18 protein-coding genes are annotated in these 18,510 nt (G+C 51.8%); 2 read left to right on the top strand and 16 right to left on the bottom strand.

Features of this window, described 5'->3' with window-relative positions:
• From ACTVDO_RS15650 to ACTVDO_RS15625, 6 genes are all read right to left on the bottom strand, one after another.
• On the bottom strand, nt 1–334 hold a 334-nt coding region (locus tag ACTVDO_RS15650), incomplete at its 3' end, for an enoyl-CoA hydratase/isomerase family protein (RefSeq protein WP_442901828.1).
• A gap of 44 nt (nt 335–378) precedes the next feature.
• Nucleotides 379–1,860, bottom strand: coding sequence for an aldehyde dehydrogenase family protein (locus tag ACTVDO_RS15645; protein ID WP_020960126.1), 1,482 nt, complete (start codon nt 1,858–1,860; stop codon nt 379–381).
• On the bottom strand, nt 1,826–2,032 hold the full coding sequence (locus tag ACTVDO_RS15640; protein WP_071990881.1) for a PaaD-like zinc ribbon domain-containing protein: 207 nt from the start codon (nt 2,030–2,032) through the stop codon (nt 1,826–1,828). Before ACTVDO_RS15640 ends, ACTVDO_RS15645 begins: the two co-directional genes overlap by 35 nt.
• A 248-nt stretch (nt 2,033–2,280) precedes the next feature.
• A complete protein-coding gene (locus ACTVDO_RS15635; RefSeq protein ID WP_023817642.1) occupies nt 2,281–3,771 on the bottom strand; it encodes an alkaline phosphatase family protein in 1,491 nt (496 codons plus the stop codon).
• A gap of 148 nt (nt 3,772–3,919) precedes the next feature.
• On the bottom strand, nt 3,920–4,237 hold the full coding sequence (locus ACTVDO_RS15630; protein WP_442901827.1) for a hypothetical protein: 318 nt from the start codon (nt 4,235–4,237) through the stop codon (nt 3,920–3,922).
• A gap of 368 nt (nt 4,238–4,605) precedes the next feature.
• The gene (locus ACTVDO_RS15625) at nt 4,606–5,757 is read right to left on the bottom strand and encodes a CapA family protein (protein WP_023817644.1); all 1,152 of its coding nucleotides are present in this window, start codon (nt 5,755–5,757) and stop codon (nt 4,606–4,608) included.
• Nucleotides 5,758–5,993: 236 nt separating this feature from the next.
• Between ACTVDO_RS15625 and ACTVDO_RS15620 the strand changes: the two genes are divergently transcribed.
• Complete coding sequence (locus ACTVDO_RS15620; RefSeq protein ID WP_020960131.1) at nt 5,994–6,248, top strand: hypothetical protein; 255 nt, start codon at nt 5,994–5,996, stop codon at nt 6,246–6,248.
• 231 nt (nt 6,249–6,479) lie between these two features.
• Here ACTVDO_RS15620 and ACTVDO_RS15615 read toward each other — a convergent pair whose 3' ends face one another.
• The 6 genes from ACTVDO_RS15615 to ACTVDO_RS15590 form a co-directional block, all read right to left on the bottom strand.
• Entirely contained in the window at nt 6,480–7,793 is a 1,314-nt protein-coding gene (locus ACTVDO_RS15615) for an ABC transporter substrate-binding protein (RefSeq protein WP_442901826.1), read from the bottom strand.
• An 18-nt stretch (nt 7,794–7,811) separates the two neighbouring features.
• Entirely contained in the window at nt 7,812–8,624 is an 813-nt protein-coding gene (locus ACTVDO_RS15610) for a carbohydrate ABC transporter permease (RefSeq protein WP_020960133.1), read from the bottom strand.
• Nucleotides 8,621–9,565 (bottom strand): carbohydrate ABC transporter permease, encoded by a 945-nt coding sequence (locus ACTVDO_RS15605; protein ID WP_020960134.1) that lies wholly within the window; start codon nt 9,563–9,565, stop codon nt 8,621–8,623. Before ACTVDO_RS15605 ends, ACTVDO_RS15610 begins: the two co-directional genes overlap by 4 nt.
• On the bottom strand, nt 9,562–10,665 hold the full coding sequence (locus ACTVDO_RS15600) for an ABC transporter ATP-binding protein (RefSeq protein ID WP_442901825.1): 1,104 nt from the start codon (nt 10,663–10,665) through the stop codon (nt 9,562–9,564). Before ACTVDO_RS15600 ends, ACTVDO_RS15605 begins: the two co-directional genes overlap by 4 nt.
• A gap of 208 nt (nt 10,666–10,873) precedes the next feature.
• Nucleotides 10,874–12,364, bottom strand: coding sequence for a peptide MFS transporter (locus tag ACTVDO_RS15595; RefSeq protein ID WP_020960136.1), 1,491 nt, complete (start codon nt 12,362–12,364; stop codon nt 10,874–10,876).
• A 538-nt stretch (nt 12,365–12,902) separates the two neighbouring features.
• Nucleotides 12,903–13,646: a YqcI/YcgG family protein gene (locus ACTVDO_RS15590; protein WP_020960137.1), complete on the bottom strand. Its 744-nt coding sequence runs from the start codon at nt 13,644–13,646 to the stop codon at nt 12,903–12,905.
• A gap of 236 nt (nt 13,647–13,882) precedes the next feature.
• On the opposite strand from ACTVDO_RS15590, the gene ACTVDO_RS15585 reads away from it, so the two are divergent.
• Nucleotides 13,883–14,407, top strand: coding sequence for a gamma carbonic anhydrase family protein (locus ACTVDO_RS15585; protein ID WP_020960139.1), 525 nt, complete (start codon nt 13,883–13,885; stop codon nt 14,405–14,407).
• Nucleotides 14,408–14,635: 228 nt separating this feature from the next.
• Here the strand turns inward: ACTVDO_RS15585 and ACTVDO_RS15580 are convergent, their stop codons facing one another.
• Genes ACTVDO_RS15580 through ACTVDO_RS15565 form a run of 4 tightly spaced genes read right to left on the bottom strand, consistent with a single transcriptional unit; the run spans nt 14,636 to nt 18,499 of the window.
• The gene (locus ACTVDO_RS15580; protein WP_041267929.1) at nt 14,636–15,631 is read right to left on the bottom strand and encodes an alpha-ketoacid dehydrogenase subunit beta; all 996 of its coding nucleotides are present in this window, start codon (nt 15,629–15,631) and stop codon (nt 14,636–14,638) included.
• Nucleotides 15,631–16,698: a pyruvate dehydrogenase (acetyl-transferring) E1 component subunit alpha gene (gene pdhA, locus ACTVDO_RS15575; RefSeq protein ID WP_442901824.1), complete on the bottom strand. Its 1,068-nt coding sequence runs from the start codon at nt 16,696–16,698 to the stop codon at nt 15,631–15,633. Before pdhA ends, ACTVDO_RS15580 begins: the two co-directional genes overlap by 1 nt.
• 39 nt (nt 16,699–16,737) lie before the next feature.
• A complete protein-coding gene (locus ACTVDO_RS15570; RefSeq protein WP_020960142.1) occupies nt 16,738–17,532 on the bottom strand; it encodes an ABC transporter ATP-binding protein in 795 nt (264 codons plus the stop codon).
• Nucleotides 17,507–18,499, bottom strand: a complete 993-nt coding sequence (locus ACTVDO_RS15565) for an ABC transporter permease (RefSeq protein WP_020960143.1) — start codon at nt 18,497–18,499, stop codon at nt 17,507–17,509. The genes ACTVDO_RS15570 and ACTVDO_RS15565 overlap by 26 nt, the downstream gene beginning before the upstream one ends.
• Nucleotides 18,500–18,510 lie beyond the last annotated feature (11 nt).

Genomic DNA, 18,510 nt, shown 5'->3' with positions numbered 1-18,510 from the left:
GCCCTTCTAAGCAAGCGATGTACACTTGCGGCGAGCGGGCGATCTTATCAAGCGTCTCGTTGCAGAACAGGCAAAATTGCGTTTTGAACCGCGGGTCGGCCGACCGCAAAAAGTTGATGTCCGCCCCAGCCGAGAAAAACTTCGGCACATCGCTCATGAGAATGACGACTTTGATGTCCGGATCGAAGCGGATGTCATCGATCGCTGCGTTGAACTCTTTATAAAACTCCAAGTCGTACGAGTTTGATTTGTTGATGTGCAAGTGGATTTCTGCAATCCCCTCTTCTTTAACCACCGTTAAATATTGTTTCTCCACTGTTACAGCATTCGCCATCTTAATCCCTCCAAATCGTCATTATTGTTTTATAGGAATGAACTTTAAATCCCGAATAAATTCAACGGCTTGCTGCCGATATACGAGACGACGCTTTTCGTCTCAGTGTACAAATTCAATGTTTCAAGCGCCAGCTCACGGCCAAATCCTGACTGTTTGTACCCGCCAAACGGCGTGCCCGGGAAGGCGGAAATTGGCGAGTTGACCATGACGATCCCGGCCCGGATGCGTGAAGCAACACGATGGGCTTTTCCGTGGTCTTTCGTCCATACGGCCGATCCTAACCCAAAAATCGTATCGTTCGCCTGCCGGATAACTTCTTCCTCATCGCGGAATTTCATCACGACAACGACCGGCCCGAAAATCTCTTCCTGTGCCACCCGCATTTCATTTTTGACATTGCCGATTACCGTCGGCATATACCAGTAGCCTTTCGCGAACTCTTCGCCTTCCGGAATTTTTCCGCCGTACAAAACTTCGCCACCCTCCTCCACCGCCAGCTTCACATAGCCGTCGATCACTTGTTGGTGGCTTCGCGAAATGACCGCCCCCATATGTACCCCTTTTTCAAACGGGTTGCCGACGCGGACGCGGGAAGCCTTTTCGATAAATTTTTCCATGAATTCATCGTAAATCGCTTCGTGTACAAATAGCCGCGAGCGGGCTTCACACGACTGTCCGGTATTGTAAAAAATACCGTAAAGCGAACCATTGACCGCTGCTTCTATGTCGCAGTCGTCAAACACGATGTTCGGCGATTTCCCACCTAATTCCAGCGTTACCCGTTTCAACGTCCCCGAAGCGCGCCGCATAATGTCTTTGCCCGTTTCCGTCTCCCCGGTGAACGCCACTTTATCAATGCCCGGGTGTTCGGTCATATACGGCCCGATCTCGGAACCGCTTCCCGTAATCACATTGACGACGCCCTCCGGCACTCCGGCCTCATGGCAAATTTCCGCCAGCATATAAGCCGTGATCGGCGTATAACTTGCTGGCTTTAACACAACCGTACACCCTGCCGCCAAGGCTGGCGCCACCTTCCAAGCGGCCATCATCAGCGGATAGTTCCACGGGATGATTTGGCCGCAGACGCCGACCGGCTCTTTGACCGTATAGTTGAAAAACCCGTTCGGGACTTGGTTCGTATCCCCTTGCAGCGTAATCGCCGCGGCTGCGTAAAATTCAAAATCCTCAATGGCCTGCATAATTTGCCCTTTCGCCGCGTCCACCGTTTTGCCGCTGTTGAGCACTTCAGCGTACACTAAATCATCGAACCGCTCCCTCATGAGATTCGCGATTTGATTAAGCAAGCGCGCCCGTTTCGCCGCCGTCATTTTCGGCCATTTTCCTGATTCAAACGCTGCACGCGCCGCTTCGACAGCCCGGTCGACATCCTCTTTCGTCGCCTTGGCGACCGTCGCAATCACTTCTTCTGTCGCCGGATTGACCGTCTCAAACACTTCGCCGTTGCTGCTTTCGACATACTGGCCGTTAATAAACAGCGGATAATGCTTCTTGATCTTCATCGATAGTCTCTCCTTCCTTGTTGGCATCGTTTCTCCATCTTACCCGCTCAAACACACTTTTGCATTGATGGCAATAATATTGCGAAACAAGCTGAGCGGTTCCAAACATTGAGAGCGGCGCTACATTCGCCGAACCGCAAAATGAACAGCGTACCTCCTTACGTGCCGGCATCCGTCAGACACCTCTTTAATCTTATTATGTTTTATTTAATATCGTCCGTTTAACATAATACTATTAAAATAGTAACCCTTTGTCAATCATTAAACTGAAAAAAACGAAAATTTATACTACTTGTTATCGATTCTTCATCTATCCGTTTCGGTTCGCTATGGCTTTCTTTTAATAAAAAAGAGACGGAACTATACGCCGTCTCCTTCACCTTTCCTCCGTTCGTTTATTTTGTTTGCGGCATCCGGTTTTCACACATTCGCTTCGCCTTTTTCATACCCGGTTTCCTCCTCGAGCAACGACAAAATCCATTCCTTCAGATCAATGACACGCAAATGCTTTGGCGCTGACTTCGTTCCTGTGACGATCATCGGCACGAGTGAATCGTGGCGGTGCAGCGCGCCATGGCTTGCTCCGCCTACATGGGTCGGCGACCCTTCACCGATAAATTCAAACCCTGGGGCGGCACTGGCAATCAAAAAAGTCCCGCGGTGTGATGTCAAGGAACTGTACAGCCGGGCCAACGCGTCCGGATAGTCGCCGTATGAAAGACGCCCCCCATTAGTCGCCAAATCGAGCACGCCAAGCTCTCCTTGGATATCCCAGCACTGTCCATATTCATCGGCCTGTGTTCCGCCGGGACGGAAAATAAGCGTTCCACTCCGAACGCCTGAAATGACGTGCGCCTTATCCCCTTCCAGCCAAGCGATGACATCAATCCGCTCATCTTGCTGCAGCACCTCGGCAAGCTTCGCTAATGGGGCCCGCTGCAAATCAAGCGTATAAATAAAAGCCATGCGTTCATTCACCGCCAGCACGAGCTCATCGCCTTGTTGCACCCCATGTTTTAATGCCATCACTTTATATGAGTGAAACAGCCGGCGCAAGTCGATGAGCGCTTTGTTTCGGTCGGCGCGAACCGGTGCCTGCCCGTTATCGCCCATGATAATCCAATGATGGCCACGGAGCGCTTCCTCCCAACTCGGATAACTGTTTAAGATGGCTTGCAGTTGCTTGTCTGTTTGGGCGATGCCTTTTGTATCCAGCGGCCCGTGTTTATGGACCATTTTGTCCATATCCGGAAAATAGACAATGGTAAAAGGCGGCAGGCGATCCGTCCGAATGAGGTGAACGAGCTCTTGAGCGGAAAAGCGGTTGTTAAATCCGTACTTTTGCCAAAAGTGGCCGCTTTGTTTCGATGGGCCGAGCCGCACAAACGATCCGTATGTAAACAGATGGGGGCCTTGCGTTTTTCGTCCGCCGCGAAATGGCCTGAACAAAGAAAGCAGCGCCGGCAAACGGAGCGGGTGGGCCGTGTTTCCGCGATACAAAAGCATGTTGATGGAAGCGGTCTCGATCCCCCTGGCCGCCAGCTCCTCATGGACCGTAGCGATGTTTCCGCTTAAATGTTCGTTGTTCAAACGATAGAAAATATCATTGAGTGCCCGCAAAAGACCGAGTTTTCGTAACTCCCGTACATGGCTTCCATAGTTGATAAGCCGCTTCTCTTCGTCATGAAACCAAACAAGTCCGGGCACCCGATGAACGTCCGCATACGTTCCGGTCAAAAGCGAACTGTCGACCGTGACCGACATCGTCGGAAACGAAGTCACCACGTTCGGGTATACGGTCCCTTTTTCCATGAAAAATTGAAAAGCTGGGGCTATTCCTTCGCCCACCGCTTTCTCTAGGGCAGGATACATTAATGAATCAATAATCAGCATTATAACCCGTTTTGGCACCCTTGATCCCCCTTTCCCTATACTTTCCGGCGGAAAATGCATTCCTACAGCGTTAGTTTGGCCAATTATGCATGATCAAAACACAAGGCGGGCACATGAAACAAAAAGCGGGCCGGCAACTGCCGTGCTGCCAACCCACCTAAAACGATTATTGGTTCCCTTGGCCACCCGGCCGCCGGGGAGTTATTTCTTCCGCAAACTCCGCCGGAGCAACCCGCGTCGTTCCCATTTGCCGTCCCATCCAACGGTTTAGACCGCGAATCATATTTTGCATCGGCCCCGTCGTCATCCGCCCTATGCGCGGTCTTCTTCTAGCGCCGACCATCGCGGCGGCCGCCGCACCTACGCCTAAGCTGACAAGCGTCCAGATGGCGCCGTTGTTTCTTCGCCGTCCGGTAAGCGCCAACCATGAATTCCAAAAGCTGTGGTTGCGCTGGACGCGAAACAATTGAAACAGACGATTCATTCGACACACCTCCTTCGCCTAACGGCTTTTGTTCAACGGTTAATATACGTTGTGAAGGGAAAGTCATACGTGGAAAACGTTAGCGCCCGAAGACTTGCTGCCAAAAAAGTTAAAAGCGGAAGATGCATGAACATCTATAGTTCCGCAAAGTCTAAAACGGGTGAAGGGATGGCCCAAAAAGGCGTTTTCCTTAAGGGAACAGCAAAAAAAAAAACGATTGTTTTTGTTGAAACACCGGCGTTTGCTAGCAGAAAAGCCGGTTTTGGGTTACTTCGTCATCAAGCCGCCAACCTTTTCCGGAAAATACAACATAGTTCCCTCCATCAAGAAGAAAAGGTGTCCCGCCCTTGCGAGACACCCTCCCTTTTTCATTTGACCTCGTACGCCGTCCATGTCGGCTTCTTCACTTTCGCCGACAGCGAAATAATTTTGCTTTTCACCCGGGTTGCTTCCCGGCCTGTTAGCGGCATTGGTTGGTAGTTGTTTCTTGTCGTAACTGACGAAATGCGGAACGGGATGATGCGGATTTGTTTTTTCGCCGTCCGCTTGCCGTTTTGAAAAGAAAACACTTGCTGGAAGACAAACGTATCTTTGTCGCTCGGGTTTTTGTTTCCGCCAAACATAAAATTCCCTAAACTGTAGACAATAAACTTGCCTTTATACTCCTCGATCCCTTGCACAACGTGCGGGTGATGGCCGACAACCAAATCAGCGCCGCTGTCGATCGCAAAGCGGCCGAGCGCCTTTTGCGTGCTGTTAGGCACATAACTCCGTTCCACTCCCCAGTGGAAATGGATGAGAACAAGATCGGCTCCTTGCTTCCGTAGCGTGCGGATGTCATTGACGATTTGCTTGCGCAATGTGTTCGTGTTGCTCCATCCCTCATAACCAAGCGCCCCGATTTGGATTCCTTTCACCGTTTTCAACAGCCGAAGGGTGCGGCCGAAATACCCGATATGTTCTTTTTTAAGATTGGCAATCGTGTCGTTATATCCCTGCTGCAAGTAATCGTATGTATGATTATTGGCCAAGTTTACAGCATCGATGCCCCCGTACGTTAACACTTTCGCATAACTCGGGTGACCGCGGAAACGAAACTTCTTGCTCGCCTTGCGCGTCGAGGTCGTCAACGTCGTTTCCAAATTGACGGTCGTAAAATCGTCCTTTTGGAAGATCGGCTCAATGTATTTTGTAAAATAGCGCAAACCATGCTTCCTCGCTTCGTCATCAAACGAGTACACATAGCCGTAGTTCTCATCGCGCCCGAGCGTCACATCGCCTGCCGCGCTTACGACGATGCGCACCTCACTTGGCGCCGCCGCTTTTGCTGCTGCCCGCGCCACCGCCGCTTTGTCGACAGGACTCGGCAGCGGTGGATGCTCGATTGTTTGCCCCGCCAGTTCGGTTGGTGCCGCCAGCACTTCCTCGACGCCGCGATCAGCCGCGTTGCTGCATGAAAATAAACAGATGGACATCATACACACAAGCGCTGCATTTCTCCTCTTGCCCCGTGCATTCATGTTTGTTTCTCCTATCAATCTACTTTCTTCAAGATCAAAACATTTCCGCTATCGATATATTCAACATCTCCCCCATTTATCCCTTTTCGTTTCTTTGAATTTTAGAATGATGGCCTCATCCAGCCATGATAAAATCAATGGGCAGGCGTTTCTTTCCAACTTTCTCATCTTGAAAGCCTTCTTTTTCGTCGAAACGCCCCTCATGAACACCGTTTTGCATAGAAAGGAGTTTCGTAATGGAAGAGCCTTTACACCAATCGACCGCGCTTGTCCAAGGCTTAGTCGAGAACATGACCGTCATGAAGCAAGACATGAAAACCGTTAAGCAAAACATGGATGCCATGAAGCAGAAACTCCAAACGGTGAGAAGGCGGAATAAAATCGCTCATCAATTCCTCTCGGAGCGTCTCAACATTTTTAACATCTTTCCGAAAAAAGTCTCCCACTTCGAAGCGAAGGGAAAGTGGGAGATGAATGTCGGTTGGCGTTAGCCAACGAATAGGATCGAATATGGCGAGAACGGACACCTTCGGAACGAAGGGAAGCGTAAAGAGTTCTTGTGTGTGGCTTACCGTTCGGCGAACACACACAAGTCGCTTGAAGCCCCCACCTCTAAGCGAAGTGTAGGGGGTGGGTAGTTCACAGCCATGAGGGTGTCCTGTTGTTTTGAGGACACCCTGCTTCATCCCCGCCACAGGGGAGTATTCGATTTCCCTATGCTCTCACCGCGCACGCAACGCTTTGCTTGTCTCCGTCGCTGCCTGATCAAGCGCTTCTTGCGGATCCACTCCTTCATACAACCGTTCCATCGCTTTCACGACATGCTGTCTCGATTCAGGGAAGACGGCTATGAGCGCTCCTTGAGTAGCGGGGGTAGGCTTCGTTTCATGCAACTGATCCACCGTTACTTTGAGCTGTGGATACTTCTCCCATTCTTCTTTCACCCTCGGTTCCTCGTACGCAGCCGGGTTGATGGCAAAATAGCCTGTACGTACATGCCATTCGGCCTGGACCGGAGCCGTCGTCAAGTATTTCATGAACTCCCACGCCGCTTTTTGTTCCTCTTCACTGCTTCCTTTCATCATCCAAAGCGAAGCGCCGCCGATCACGACACCTTGACGCTCGACGCCGTCCGGAACAGGCAAATACGAAACACCAACATCAAACGGCGAGCTGTTCACCAACGTTTTTACACCAGCCGATGAATCCAAATACATCGCGATTTTTCCTGCTTGGAAAGCAGCACGCATATCGTCCCAATTTTGGCCGGCGTTGTAAAATGTACCGTCTTCGTACATGTCCCGAATCAACTCAAAGACACGTTTCCCCTGTTCTCCATTAAATACTGCTTTCGTCGCATCACCGCTCCGGCCGTTGTTGTTGTTTACATACAGCCCTCCTTGTACGGCCACCATTTCCTCAAAAAACCATCCGTAGTTCAAAATGGAGAATCCGTACCGTTCCGTCTCCTTTCCTTTCTTCTTCGTCAGCTTTTTCGCCGCTTCTTTCAACTCGCTATAGGTTAACGGCGGCTTTTCCGGATCAAGCCCCGCTTCACGGAACGCATCCTTATTATAAATCAGCACGGGGGTGGAGGAGTTAAAGGGCATCGAGTAAATCTGCCCGTTCACCGTATAATAATTGACAATGTTTTTCTCCCATTGCGAAACATCGTACTTGTCTTTCTCGATCCACGTTTGCACCGGGGTAATCTTTCCGCTGTCAATCATGTGCTTTGTCCCGACTTCAAACGTCTGCATGATCGTTGGCGCATCTTTCGTCCCTGCCACCGCATTCCATTTCGTCAACGCTTCTTCATACGTGCCTTGAAATACCGGCTTTACCTCAATCTCCGGGTGAGTTTGGTTAAAATCCGCTACAATATCGTTCAGCACTGTTTGCAAATCCCCGCTCATCGAGTGCCAAAACACCACTTCCGTTTTGCCTTCCGCCGCCTGACCAGCATGTTCACTTGAACATCCCGCCACAATCCAAATAAGCACGAAAAACAAAACACCGGCCCAACTCTTTCTCATCTTCGCTTCTCCTCTCCGTTATTGAATCGCTCCGCGCATAAGCCCTTTACGCAATTGTTTCTGGCCAACAAACAACAGCAGCAGTGTCGGCAACATCGCGACGATGGCTGCTGCCATAACGACACCCCAACTGCTGGCAATTTCCTGTGTCTGCAGTTGCTTGAGCCCGATCTGCACAGTGCGGACACCGTTATCATTTGTGACCAACAGCGGCCATAAATACATATTCCAAGCGTCTAAAAAACTGTAAATAGCCAGTGTTACCAAACCCGTTTTTGAAAGCGGCAGCACGATGCGGCAAAAAAAGCGGAAATTCCCGATGCCGGATAACTGTGCCGCCTCGTACAGTTCGTACGGAATTTGCTTAAATTGTTGGCGCAATAAAAAGATGCCAAACGCCATCGCCCAAAACGGCACAATAAGCCCTATGTAGTGGTTTGTCCATCCAAGCGCTTGAATGGTCAAAAAGTTGGGAATCACCGTGGCTTCCCATGGGACGAGCATGGTGGCGATGCAAACATAAAACCACCGATCCCGACCCGGAAAACGGAGAAACACAAAAGCAAAAGCGGCTAAGCTCGAAACAATAAGGCGTCCTACTGTAATGACCGAAGCAACGAGAAAGCTGTTCCATAGATAACGTCCGAGCGGTGCTTGCTTAAACGCATCTTCATAATTCGTCCATGCCCACTCCTCAGGCCATACGCGCCCCCCTAAAATAGCCGCCCCATCCATCAAGCTCATCAGAAAAGCGTAAGCGATCGGAAACAAAATCACCATCGAACATAAGCATAGTAACGCATAATAAACGGTTGTCCGCACCACTCTCATTGGTAGTGCACCTTCCTCTCGGCAAACCGAAACTGCAAAAAGGTGACTAGGGCGATGATCAGAAAGAGCAGCAAGGCTTGCGCGCTCGCGGGCCCGAACTGATAATTGACGAATGCCTCCCGGTAAATCGCGTAAACGAACACATTTGTAGCTTCAACTGGACCGCCCTTTGTTAAAAAGTCGATTTGCCCAAATGTTTGCAACGCTTGAATGAGTGAAACAGTCGTGACAAAAAACAATGTTGGGGATACAAGAGGCACGGTCACTGTCCACAGCTGACGCCAATAACTCATGCCCATGACGCGGGCACTTTCGTACAAAGATGGGTCGATGTTTTCCAAACCGGCCAGCAACAACAAAAACGTGAACCCAATATTCATCCAAATCGTCGTCACCGCTACCGCATACAATGCCGTATCCGGATCAAGGAGCCACGAAACCGGAGTGCCGCCGATTGCGGACAACAGGCGATTGATGACCCCAATCGCCGGATTGTACATAAACATCCAAATCACGGAAGCAACTCCCACACTCATTGCCATTGTAGAAGCAAAAATCGTCCGGAAAATCCCGATCCCTTTCCGTTTTTCATGCACAAGCAGCGCCAAACTAAACGAGATGATGACGGTTGTAGGAACAGTGAACACGGCAAATAAAACCGTTGCCTTGAGGCTGTGCCAAAACGAAGGATCTTGAAGCAAGGCGGCAAAATGCGCCAAACCGGCAAATTCTGTCGGCCGCCCTTGATAATCGGTGTGAAATACACTTAAATACACCGTCCTCCCTAACGGATAAAAAAGAAACACGCCAAACAGAAGAAGTGAAGGAAGAAGATAGGCCATGCCCTCGAACCACGATTTGATCGCAGCATAGCGCGTTGCCCGCTCTATGCGGGCCGACCATTGTGGCGGTGGAAAGGCCGGCGAAACACGCTCATTCATGGGCCGATCCACACCTCCTCCCTTTTGATGGCCGGCGGGCTGATTCGTTCCCCTCGTTCATTAAAAAAGAGCAGCGCCCGCTCATCAAACGCCAATGACACCATTTCTCCCGGTCTCATGTTCCATTGCCCGTGCCATCGCGCGGTCCAATGGAGATGTTTCGCCAACTCAAACATTACAATCGTTTCACTGCCAAGCCATTCGATATGGCTGACTTTAGCTGTCATATGTCCTTCCCCGAGTTCCGCCTGACGAATATGTTCCGGCCGGATTCCTACAATCACCCGTTCCGCCTTTGGCAGGGGACGGCGCTCGAGGCGAATCGGCCGTTCGCCTTGCAATAAAAGGGAATGTTCGAGCACATACGCGTCCGCTAAATTCATCGGCGGTGTTCCGATAAACGAGGCCACAAATGTATTATCAGGGCTATTGTATACATCAAGTGGACTGCCAATCTGCTGCGGACGGCCGTCATGCAAAATCATCATCCGATCCGCCATTGTCATCGCTTCTGTTTGATCGTGAGTGACATAAATAACGGTCATGCCGAGCTGACGCTGCAAACGGCGAAGCTCACTCCGCATTTTCGCCCGCAGTTTGGCATCTAAATTGGAAAGTGGCTCATCCATTAAACATAGCGGCGTCCCCGCAACGATCGCTCGTCCTAGGGCGACGCGCTGACGTTGTCCTCCCGATAATTCCCTCGGCTTCCGTTGCAACACATCCGTCAGCCCGAGCATTTCCGCCGCTTCCAAGCAACGTTTTAGTTGTTCCTCTTTCGGCACTCTTTGCGCCTGCAGGGCAAGGCGCATATTTTGCTCCACGGTCAAATGCGGATATAACGCGTAGTTTTGAAAGACCATCGATAATCGGCGGGCGTGAGGGGGCCAATCGTTCGCCACTTGTCCATCAATCACCACGTATCCCGATGTCAGCGACTCAAGACCCGCTATCAGCCGCAAAATCGTGCTTTTGCCACATCCAGACGGGCCGACAAGAACAAAAAATTCCCCTGATTCAATCGCAACATCCACATTCTCGACCACGTTTTTTTGGCCATCATACGACTTCGTCGCCTCAACCAACTCTAGAAATGCCATCCACTTTTCTCCTCCCTCCTCTTTTCTACTCCACTGTAACGTATTTTTGTAAATACTATCTAAAGTCATTTTTTGATTTGTGTAAATATTCCGTTAAGTAAAAAAAAAAAAAAAAAAAAACGCCCTGCCCGCGCAGAACGTCTTAACCACAACATGACACTTTTTGATTCATTCGTTTTCTCTTCCAAGACAAAGGGCAGCCGATGGATTAGCGTACACCCTTCATCAGCCGCTGAATAGCCGGAGCGAGCGCAAACAAGATGATGCTCAACACAAGCGCCGCCCCGCCGATCGTGCCGAAATAGGCCGTTTCATTTTCCGGCGTATAGAAGCGGACGAGCTGGGCGTTGATCGCCTGCGCCGCGGCGTTCGATAAAAACCAAAGGCTCATCGTTTGCGCCGAGAAAGCAGCAGGCGCGAGTTTCGTCGTCGCCGACAGGCCGACCGGTGACAGGCAAAGCTCGCCGAGAACCACGATCAAATAGCTTAACACGAGCCAAATCGGATGGACGAGCTCTCCGCCGCTCAAGTAGCCCGGCACTAAAATAACGATGAACGACAAACCGGCAAACAACAAGCCGAGGGCGAATTTTTGCGGGATCGTCGGCTGGCGTTTGCCAAGCTTCACCCACATCCAGGCGAACACCGGCGCTAAGAGGATGATAAACAGCGGGTTCAGCGATTGGAACCAAGCCGGTGAAAGGTGAATGCCGGCGACATCCAACTGCGTCCGTTTATCCGCATAGTTCGCCAAAATCGTTGACCCTTGTTCTTGGATGGCCCAAAACATCGCCGATGCGACAAACAGCGGAATGTACGCGATGACGCGCGACCGCTCCTCCGCCGTTGTTTTCGGGCTGCGGTACATGACGACAAAATAAATGATCGGAATGATAATGCCTAAGACGCCGACAAGGGAAATAAACGTTTCAACAGTAAACAAGCCGTTTGGAATCAAGATCGCAAGCAGGATGGCAATGACAACGGCCGCGGCCGCCACGATCGCGGCGGTTTTTTTCTTTTCATCCGGCGTCAGCGGGTTCGGTACATACGTCCCGGCCAACCCCAAGTTTTTCTTTCTTGTCGCCACAAACACAACAAGTCCGAGAAACATCCCGACAGCGGCAAGGCCGAAACCGAGGTGGAAGTTATACTTCATCCCCGCCGTCCCGACAATAAGCGGAGCCAAAAACGCCCCTAAGTTAATGCCCATGTAAAAAATGCTGAACCCGGCATCGCGGCGGTCATCACCCGGCTGATACATATCGCCGACAATGCTTGAAACGTTCGGTTTCAACAACCCCGTTCCAAGAACGATCAGCGCCATCGACATAAACAGCGCCGTCGCCCCGCCAGGGATCGCCAATGCGATATGGCCGGCCATAATGAGAATGCCGCCATAAAAGACAGCCCGTGACGTTCCGAACACCCGGTCAGCGAGCCAGCCGCCGATGATGCCGGACATGTACACAAGCGCCCCGTAAATCGACATGATCGCAAGCGCCAAATGTTCGTCAAGGCCGAGCCCGCCTTTCGACACTTCATAATACATGTAGTACACCAAAATAGCGCGCATGCCATAGTACGAGAAGCGCTCCCAAAACTCCGTGAAAAAGAGCGTGAACAACCCTTTCGGATGACCGAAAAAGCCGCGTTGAGGAACGCTGGAAGCGATTTCTTGCTTATCGATTGGTGACATGACAAACCCTCCTTTAATTCTTTTACTATAATAATTTATTATGTTTGTATTGTCAAAAAAATTTTCTATATTCCTTAGAATAGACATTGTTTAGTTACAAAAATTGAACGTCGTTATATTTTTTCTGAATAATATAATTTCACCAAAAATGGCCACTATTTTGACTGAATTTACCTGCAACCTTACTGGGGGATCTGTCGAGGTGGGCTTGTCTGACCGGTTGCAACAGAGCGGGGACGCCCGACAGGCGGCGGACTATCTCCGACCGGGGCAACAAACTATTGAAAGGCAGCGGGATCAACGAACGGTTTCCTAGTTTGGCAGATCCGCGCAGAGTGTGCGGTCCTGATGCGCATTTCGCTGGCCCGAACGCATGACAAAGCGCCCGACAAACGGGCGCTCCGTGCATTGGCCTCGGAAAACAGGCATCAGTTATGCCTTTTGATAAGTTCTTTCCAGCTGTTGATGCCCCGCTCGACAACGCAGAGATGGGTGGTTTTCGCCAACTCCATTGTTACATGCATCGACGAACGGACCGTTACGGAGGATTGGACGAACTCGCCCGCTGAAACGGGCACGCCGGCAACGATGTCTCGTCATCGCGCAAAAAATATTGTTTCCATTCATAGTTGTCCGGATTTCCATAGCTGTTCAAGTCCGGATGGACCGGAGCCGTGTCGTACCGGCCGAGCCGCTCGCGGATGCGTTGCTTTATTTTCTCCGCCTTGACGGGTTCGGCATAAAACTGTTCAAGCACCCACCTCGGTGTCGCCGCCAACATAAACCATGGAAAATGACGGCTTTGTCGCTTGCGGTGCGCCGGGGTGGCACAGTACATAAAAAACCGTTCGCGATGAAAACAAAATTCCCAAAGCGGGTCATTCGGGTCAAGCGGGACAACGTCCAACCACCCCCTCACATCTAGCGCACTCGTTTGACGAAGCAGCTGCCAAAACAGCTCCTCAAACTGGGCAACCGTATAACCGTCCGCCAATTCGGCCGGCGTGTCGAAAAAAACGACAAGCGCGGCATCATTTCCGATTTGGCGGGATGTTTCGGCAAATTCGGCCAGAAGCGCGGCCAACTCTTGCGCCGCCGTCTCGCTGCGCGGATCGCTGGCAAACCCGTAGCGCAGATCGTCCAATGCGTACGCCTGCACCGCCGGAATGCACGGAAACAGCCGGCTTCGGTCAGCCATTTTAGCCGCAAAGGCGGACATCGCCTCCCGCTGCCATGGCAGCCAATGTTCCTGGTTTGCTTGTCGACTGAATAGTTGCACCATCTCCCAATCCCCCTTAGTGCCGTTACATTGTATTCGCACAAAGGGGAAATGGGTGAATGTCCGCCGTTGAAATGTTTCATGATCCGTTACAACCGCAGCATGAAAAGCCGCAAAGGCCAAAGCTTCACATCCCGCGCTTTCGTCAGTCCTCTCCTGCAGACAAAATTTTCTGTATATGCAGATAATATGGTATACTTATGATGGCCACAACAACATATGTCAGGGGAGGATGAATAATGCTGCATCCATATAACGGAAAACGTCCAAATGTTCATGAAACGGCCTTTATCGCACCAGGGGCTCATCTCATCGGCGATGTCACCGTCGGCCCGGAATCGACAATCTGGTTTAACGCTGTCTTGCGCGGGGATGAAGGACCGATTACGATCGGCGCCCGCACGAGCATTCAAGACAATACGACCTGCCATTTGTACGAAGGATCGCCGCTTGTCGTCGAGGATGAAGTAACCGTTGGGCATAACGTTGTCCTTCACGGCTGCACGATCCGCAAACGGTCGATCATCGGCATGGGGTCGACCATTTTGGACGGGGCTGAAATTGGTGAAGAGTGCATCATCGGCGCCAACACCCTCATTCCGTCCGGCAAAAAAATTCCGCCGCGTTCGCTCGTTGTCGGCTCGCCCGGAAAAGTGGTGCGCGAGCTGACGGACAAAGACCTTGCGCTTATTCAGCTGTCGATTGATACATACGTGCAAAAAGGAAAAGAGTATCGCAAACAGCTGGACAATCATCAATCATAGCGCCTACAAAGCCGCTAGTGGCAGCTATCTCCACGCAAAAAAGAGCCAGCCGAAGGGCATGGCTCTTTTTTCCGATTCCGGGCCATTGCATTCCATGCACGCGCAGCAGCAGGAGGGTGGCAAACGGAACGTGCCGCTTTTCTGCCGTGCGTTGCAAGTTGGGGAACGTGGAACGCTGACCCTTCACTTCTGCGAACAGCCGCTCCATGAAGAGGGAATCCAGTTTCGTCAGAAGTTCATCACGTTTTCAATCGCATGCAAAACGCGCGCCGGCGTTGGCACGTAATCGTCTTCATAGGCGAAAAACGGCACCGGGACGTCAAATCCTGTCACCCGTTCCGCCGGCGCTTTTTGATAGAAAAACGACGTGTCGTTGATGACGGCCAAAATGTCATTGGCCAGCCCGCCTGTCGCATGGGCTTCCTGAACGATCACCGTTCTTCCCGTCTTTTGCACCGACTCGGCGATCAAGTCTTTATCCAGCGGATAAAGGGTGCGCAAGTCGATGACATCCGCATCAATCCCTTTTTTCTCCGCCTCTTCCGCCGCTTTCATGGCGACCGGCACCATGGCGCCCCACGCAATGACGGTCACATCGTCCCCTTCGCGCCGCTTTTTTCCTTTGCCGATATCAATCGTATATTTCCCTTCCGGAACGTCCTCGCGAAACGCCCGATAGCTGCGCATCGGTTCCAAAAAGAGGACGGGGTCCGGATCTTCAATCGCTGCAATCAGCAACCCTTTGGCATCATACGGCGATGCAGGACAGACGACTTTCATCCCCGGCATATGGGTAAACAGCGCTTCCGTGCTCTCCGAATGAATTTCCGGAGCCCTTACTCCTGCACCGTACGGGGCGCGGATGACCAACGGCACGGTAAAATGCCCTCTCGTCCGCGCCCGCATGCGCGCCGCGTGGGTCATGATTTGTTCATAGGCGGGGTAAATGAACCCTAAAAACTGAATTTCGACAACCGGGCGAAACCCGCCAAGCGCCATTCCGATCGCCGCGCCCGTAAATCCGGCTTCACTTAATGGCGTGTCGATTACCCGCTGCCCGCCAAATTCCTCAAACAATCCGTCAGTGGCGCGGAACACACCGCCGTTTTTCCCGATATCTTCCCCGAGCAGAATGACATCTTCACGCTCTTGTAACATCGTGCGCAACGCATCGTTGACCGCTTGCACAAGCGTAAGCGTCTTCGTGCCCACTTTTGTCGTCATCATTCCATCCCCCGCTTCCACTGAAGATACGCTTCTTTCTGTTCCGCAATCGTCCATGTCGGCTGTGCGAATACAAAATCAAACATATCCGACACGTTCGCTTTTGGATAGCGCTCCATGTCCGCCACCGCCCGCTCGATTTCAGCGTTCACTTCCTCTTGCACGCGGTTCGCCCACTTTTCATCCCACCAGCCTTCTCGCTGCATAAAGCGCTCGATCCGCTTGATCGGGTCGGCTGTTTCGCGCCGCTTCTTGCTCTCTTCTTGGTCGCGGTATCGTGATGGGTCATCGGACGTCGTATGAGCGCCATACCGCCATGTCACCGCTTCGATTAACGTCGGCCCTCCTCCGTTTCTCGCCCGCTCGAGCGCCTCTGCCGTTTTGAAATACACGACAAACACGTCATTCCCATCGATGCGGATGCCGGGAATATCGTAGGCCAGCGCCTTTTGGGCAATCGTTTTCGTCTTCATCTGGCGGGTGATCGGGACGGAGATCGCGTATTGGTTGTTTTGGTTGAAAAAGACAACCGGCGCGTTGAAAACGCTTGCAAAATTCAACCCTTCATGAAAATCCCCTTCCGATGTCGCGCCGTCGCCGAAGTACACAATGACCGCATGGTTCGTTCCCTTCCACATTTCCGCACATGCTGCCCCCGCTGCTTGAGGAAGCTGGGTGGCGATCGGGACGCTTGGCGGCACAATCTTTTTCCCTTCAGGCGGAACACATCCTTCCGTCCGCCCTTTCCAATACAACAAAGTTGTCGTTAACGACCGGCCGAACGTTACCATCGCTCCATGATCGCGGTAGGTCGGAAACATCCAATCGCCGTCGTGAAGGGCCAGCGCGCTTCCAACTTGGCACGCCTCTTGCCCCTCGTACGGCACATACGTCCCGATGCGGCCTTGCCGTTGGAGACTGACACATTTTCGGTCAAACGTTCTCGTGCGAATGAGATGGCGATAAATCGTCATCGTCCATTCTTTCGTGATTCGTTCACGATACTCAGGCCGCACGATCGCTCCTTCTTCATTCAGTACTTGCACAATCGGGAAATCACGTTCCATGCCTTCGCTCCTCTCCATCGTATTTTAATGGCTCATCGGTCAGCTCAATACCGCCCGATCGCTCATGAGCTGTTCCCCGCGAATGCGTCGGAATTCCGCGAGCAATGTTTCCACCGTTAATCGTTTCTTTTCGGCTTCATCCACTTCCAAAATGATTTGTCCTTTGTCCATCATGATCAGGCGGTTCCCTAACTCGATCGCCTGCTGCATGTTATGGGTGACCATCAACGTCGTCAATCGATATCGCCCTACAATCTCTTTTGTTAAGTTGGTGATCAACTCCGCCCTAGCTGGGTCGAGGGCCGCTGTATGTTCATCAAGCAGCAAAATGGCAGGTTCAGTAAATGTCGCCATCAGCAATGACAACGCCTGCCGCTCGCCGCCTGAGAGCAAGCCGACTTTCGCCTGAAGACGGTCTTCTAAGCCGAGATGAAGCGTCGCGAGCAACTCGCGAAACTCATCGCGCCGTTTTTTCGTCACCCCGCGGCGGAGCGTGCGCTTTTGATTCCGGGCGTACGCCATCGCTAAATTTTCCTCAATCGTCATGTTCGGCGCCGTTCCCGCCATCGGGTCTTGAAACACCCTGCCGATATAGCGGGAGCGGACGTATTCCGGCATCATCGTGACATCTCGGCCGTCAATCCAAATCGTTCCTTCATCGGGAAACAACACCCCGGAAATCACATTCATCAACGTCGATTTGCCTGCGCCGTTGCTGCCGATCACGGTGACAAAATCGCCTTTTTGCAGCGTTAAGTGAATGTGTTGAAGGGCGATTTTTTCATCCGGCGTTCCCTCATGAAACACTTTACAAATCCGATTTAACTGCAACATCCCCTTCACCCTTTCCGTTTGCCACAGTCATCCCTGCGTGCGCCCGCTTTCTCCTGCTGTCTTCCTTGCGTTTTTTCTCTTTTTGTTGCCGAACTATTTGCGGAACGACGAGCGCCAACATGACAATGGCTGCCGTAATGAGCTTCACATCCCCCGTTTCAAGAAATTGGATGCGCAAGGCGAGGCTCACGACAATGCGGTATATGATCGCCCCGCCGATCACAGCCAGCGTAGCCCGCGCGATCGTTTTTGTTCCAAATACCGCCTCGCCGATAATGACGGACGCCAAGCCGATAATGATCATGCCAATCCCCATCCCGACATCGGCAAATGCACCGTATTGGGCCACAAGCGCCCCCGAGAACGCGACCATGGCATTGGAAAGGCCCAGCCCAAGGATGATGAGCAAGTTGGTGTTCGCCGACAAGCTGCGAATCATGCGCGGATTGTCACCCGTCGCCCGAATCGCAAGCCCCACTTCCGTCTGCAAAAACCAATCCGTAAACCATTTAAATAAAAGAGCAAGCAGCGTCATGGACAGGATCGTCCCCCACGTTTTCGCGGCGGCGGCGTCAAGCCCGAGCGTTGCCGCCCATTCCTGAATGGCGGTAAAAATCGTCTTTTCATTCAAAAGCGGCACATTTGAACGCCCCATGATGCGGAGGTTGATCGAGTACAAGGCAATCATCATTAAAATGCCGGACAAAAGCGAGTTGATTTTCCCTGCCGTATGAAGAAGCCCGGTCATACAACCGGCAGCGAATCCGACGACAAGCGCCAGACATGTCGCGGCAAACGGATTGGCGCCATTGACGATCAACGTCGCCGCCACCGCGGCCCCGGTCACAAAGCTGCCGTCCACCGTTAAATCCGGAAAATCCAAAATGCGAAACGACAAATAGACGCCTAACGCCATAATGGCATAAATGATCCCTGATTCGACTGCACCTGTGATGGCTGTCACCAACAGCGGTCACC

Origin of the sequence: Geobacillus sp. BK01 (assembly GCF_052220245.1) — a bacterium.
Classification (GTDB): Bacteria; Bacillota; Bacilli; order Bacillales; family Anoxybacillaceae; genus Geobacillus.
The sequence above is the reverse complement of the archived record's forward strand: the minus strand, read 5'-3'. Positions and strand labels throughout refer to the sequence as shown.

Coding starts and splice junctions, on each gene's coding strand:
- ACTVDO_RS15645 (WP_020960126.1), bottom strand. CDS start 1,860: ATGAAGATCAAGAAGCATTATCCGCTGTTTATTAACGGCCAGTATGTC.
- ACTVDO_RS15640 (WP_071990881.1), bottom strand. CDS start 2,032: ATGCCGGCACGTAAGGAGGTACGCTGTTCATTTTGCGGTTCGGCGAAT.
- ACTVDO_RS15630 (WP_442901827.1), bottom strand. CDS start 4,237: ATGAATCGTCTGTTTCAATTGTTTCGCGTCCAGCGCAACCACAGCTTT.
- ACTVDO_RS15625 (WP_023817644.1), bottom strand. CDS start 5,757: ATGAATGCACGGGGCAAGAGGAGAAATGCAGCGCTTGTGTGTATGATG.
- ACTVDO_RS15620 (WP_020960131.1), top strand. CDS start 5,994: ATGGAAGAGCCTTTACACCAATCGACCGCGCTTGTCCAAGGCTTAGTC.
- ACTVDO_RS15615 (WP_442901826.1), bottom strand. CDS start 7,793: ATGAGAAAGAGTTGGGCCGGTGTTTTGTTTTTCGTGCTTATTTGGATT.
- ACTVDO_RS15610 (WP_020960133.1), bottom strand. CDS start 8,624: ATGAGAGTGGTGCGGACAACCGTTTATTATGCGTTACTATGCTTATGT.
- ACTVDO_RS15605 (WP_020960134.1), bottom strand. CDS start 9,565: ATGAATGAGCGTGTTTCGCCGGCCTTTCCACCGCCACAATGGTCGGCC.
- ACTVDO_RS15600 (WP_442901825.1), bottom strand. CDS start 10,665: ATGGCATTTCTAGAGTTGGTTGAGGCGACGAAGTCGTATGATGGCCAA.
- ACTVDO_RS15595 (WP_020960136.1), bottom strand. CDS start 12,364: ATGTCACCAATCGATAAGCAAGAAATCGCTTCCAGCGTTCCTCAACGC.
- ACTVDO_RS15590 (WP_020960137.1), bottom strand. CDS start 13,646: ATGGTGCAACTATTCAGTCGACAAGCAAACCAGGAACATTGGCTGCCA.
- ACTVDO_RS15585 (WP_020960139.1), top strand. CDS start 13,883: ATGCTGCATCCATATAACGGAAAACGTCCAAATGTTCATGAAACGGCC.
- ACTVDO_RS15580 (WP_041267929.1), bottom strand. CDS start 15,631: ATGACGACAAAAGTGGGCACGAAGACGCTTACGCTTGTGCAAGCGGTC.
- pdhA (WP_442901824.1), bottom strand. CDS start 16,698: ATGGAACGTGATTTCCCGATTGTGCAAGTACTGAATGAAGAAGGAGCG.
- ACTVDO_RS15570 (WP_020960142.1), bottom strand. CDS start 17,532: ATGTTGCAGTTAAATCGGATTTGTAAAGTGTTTCATGAGGGAACGCCG.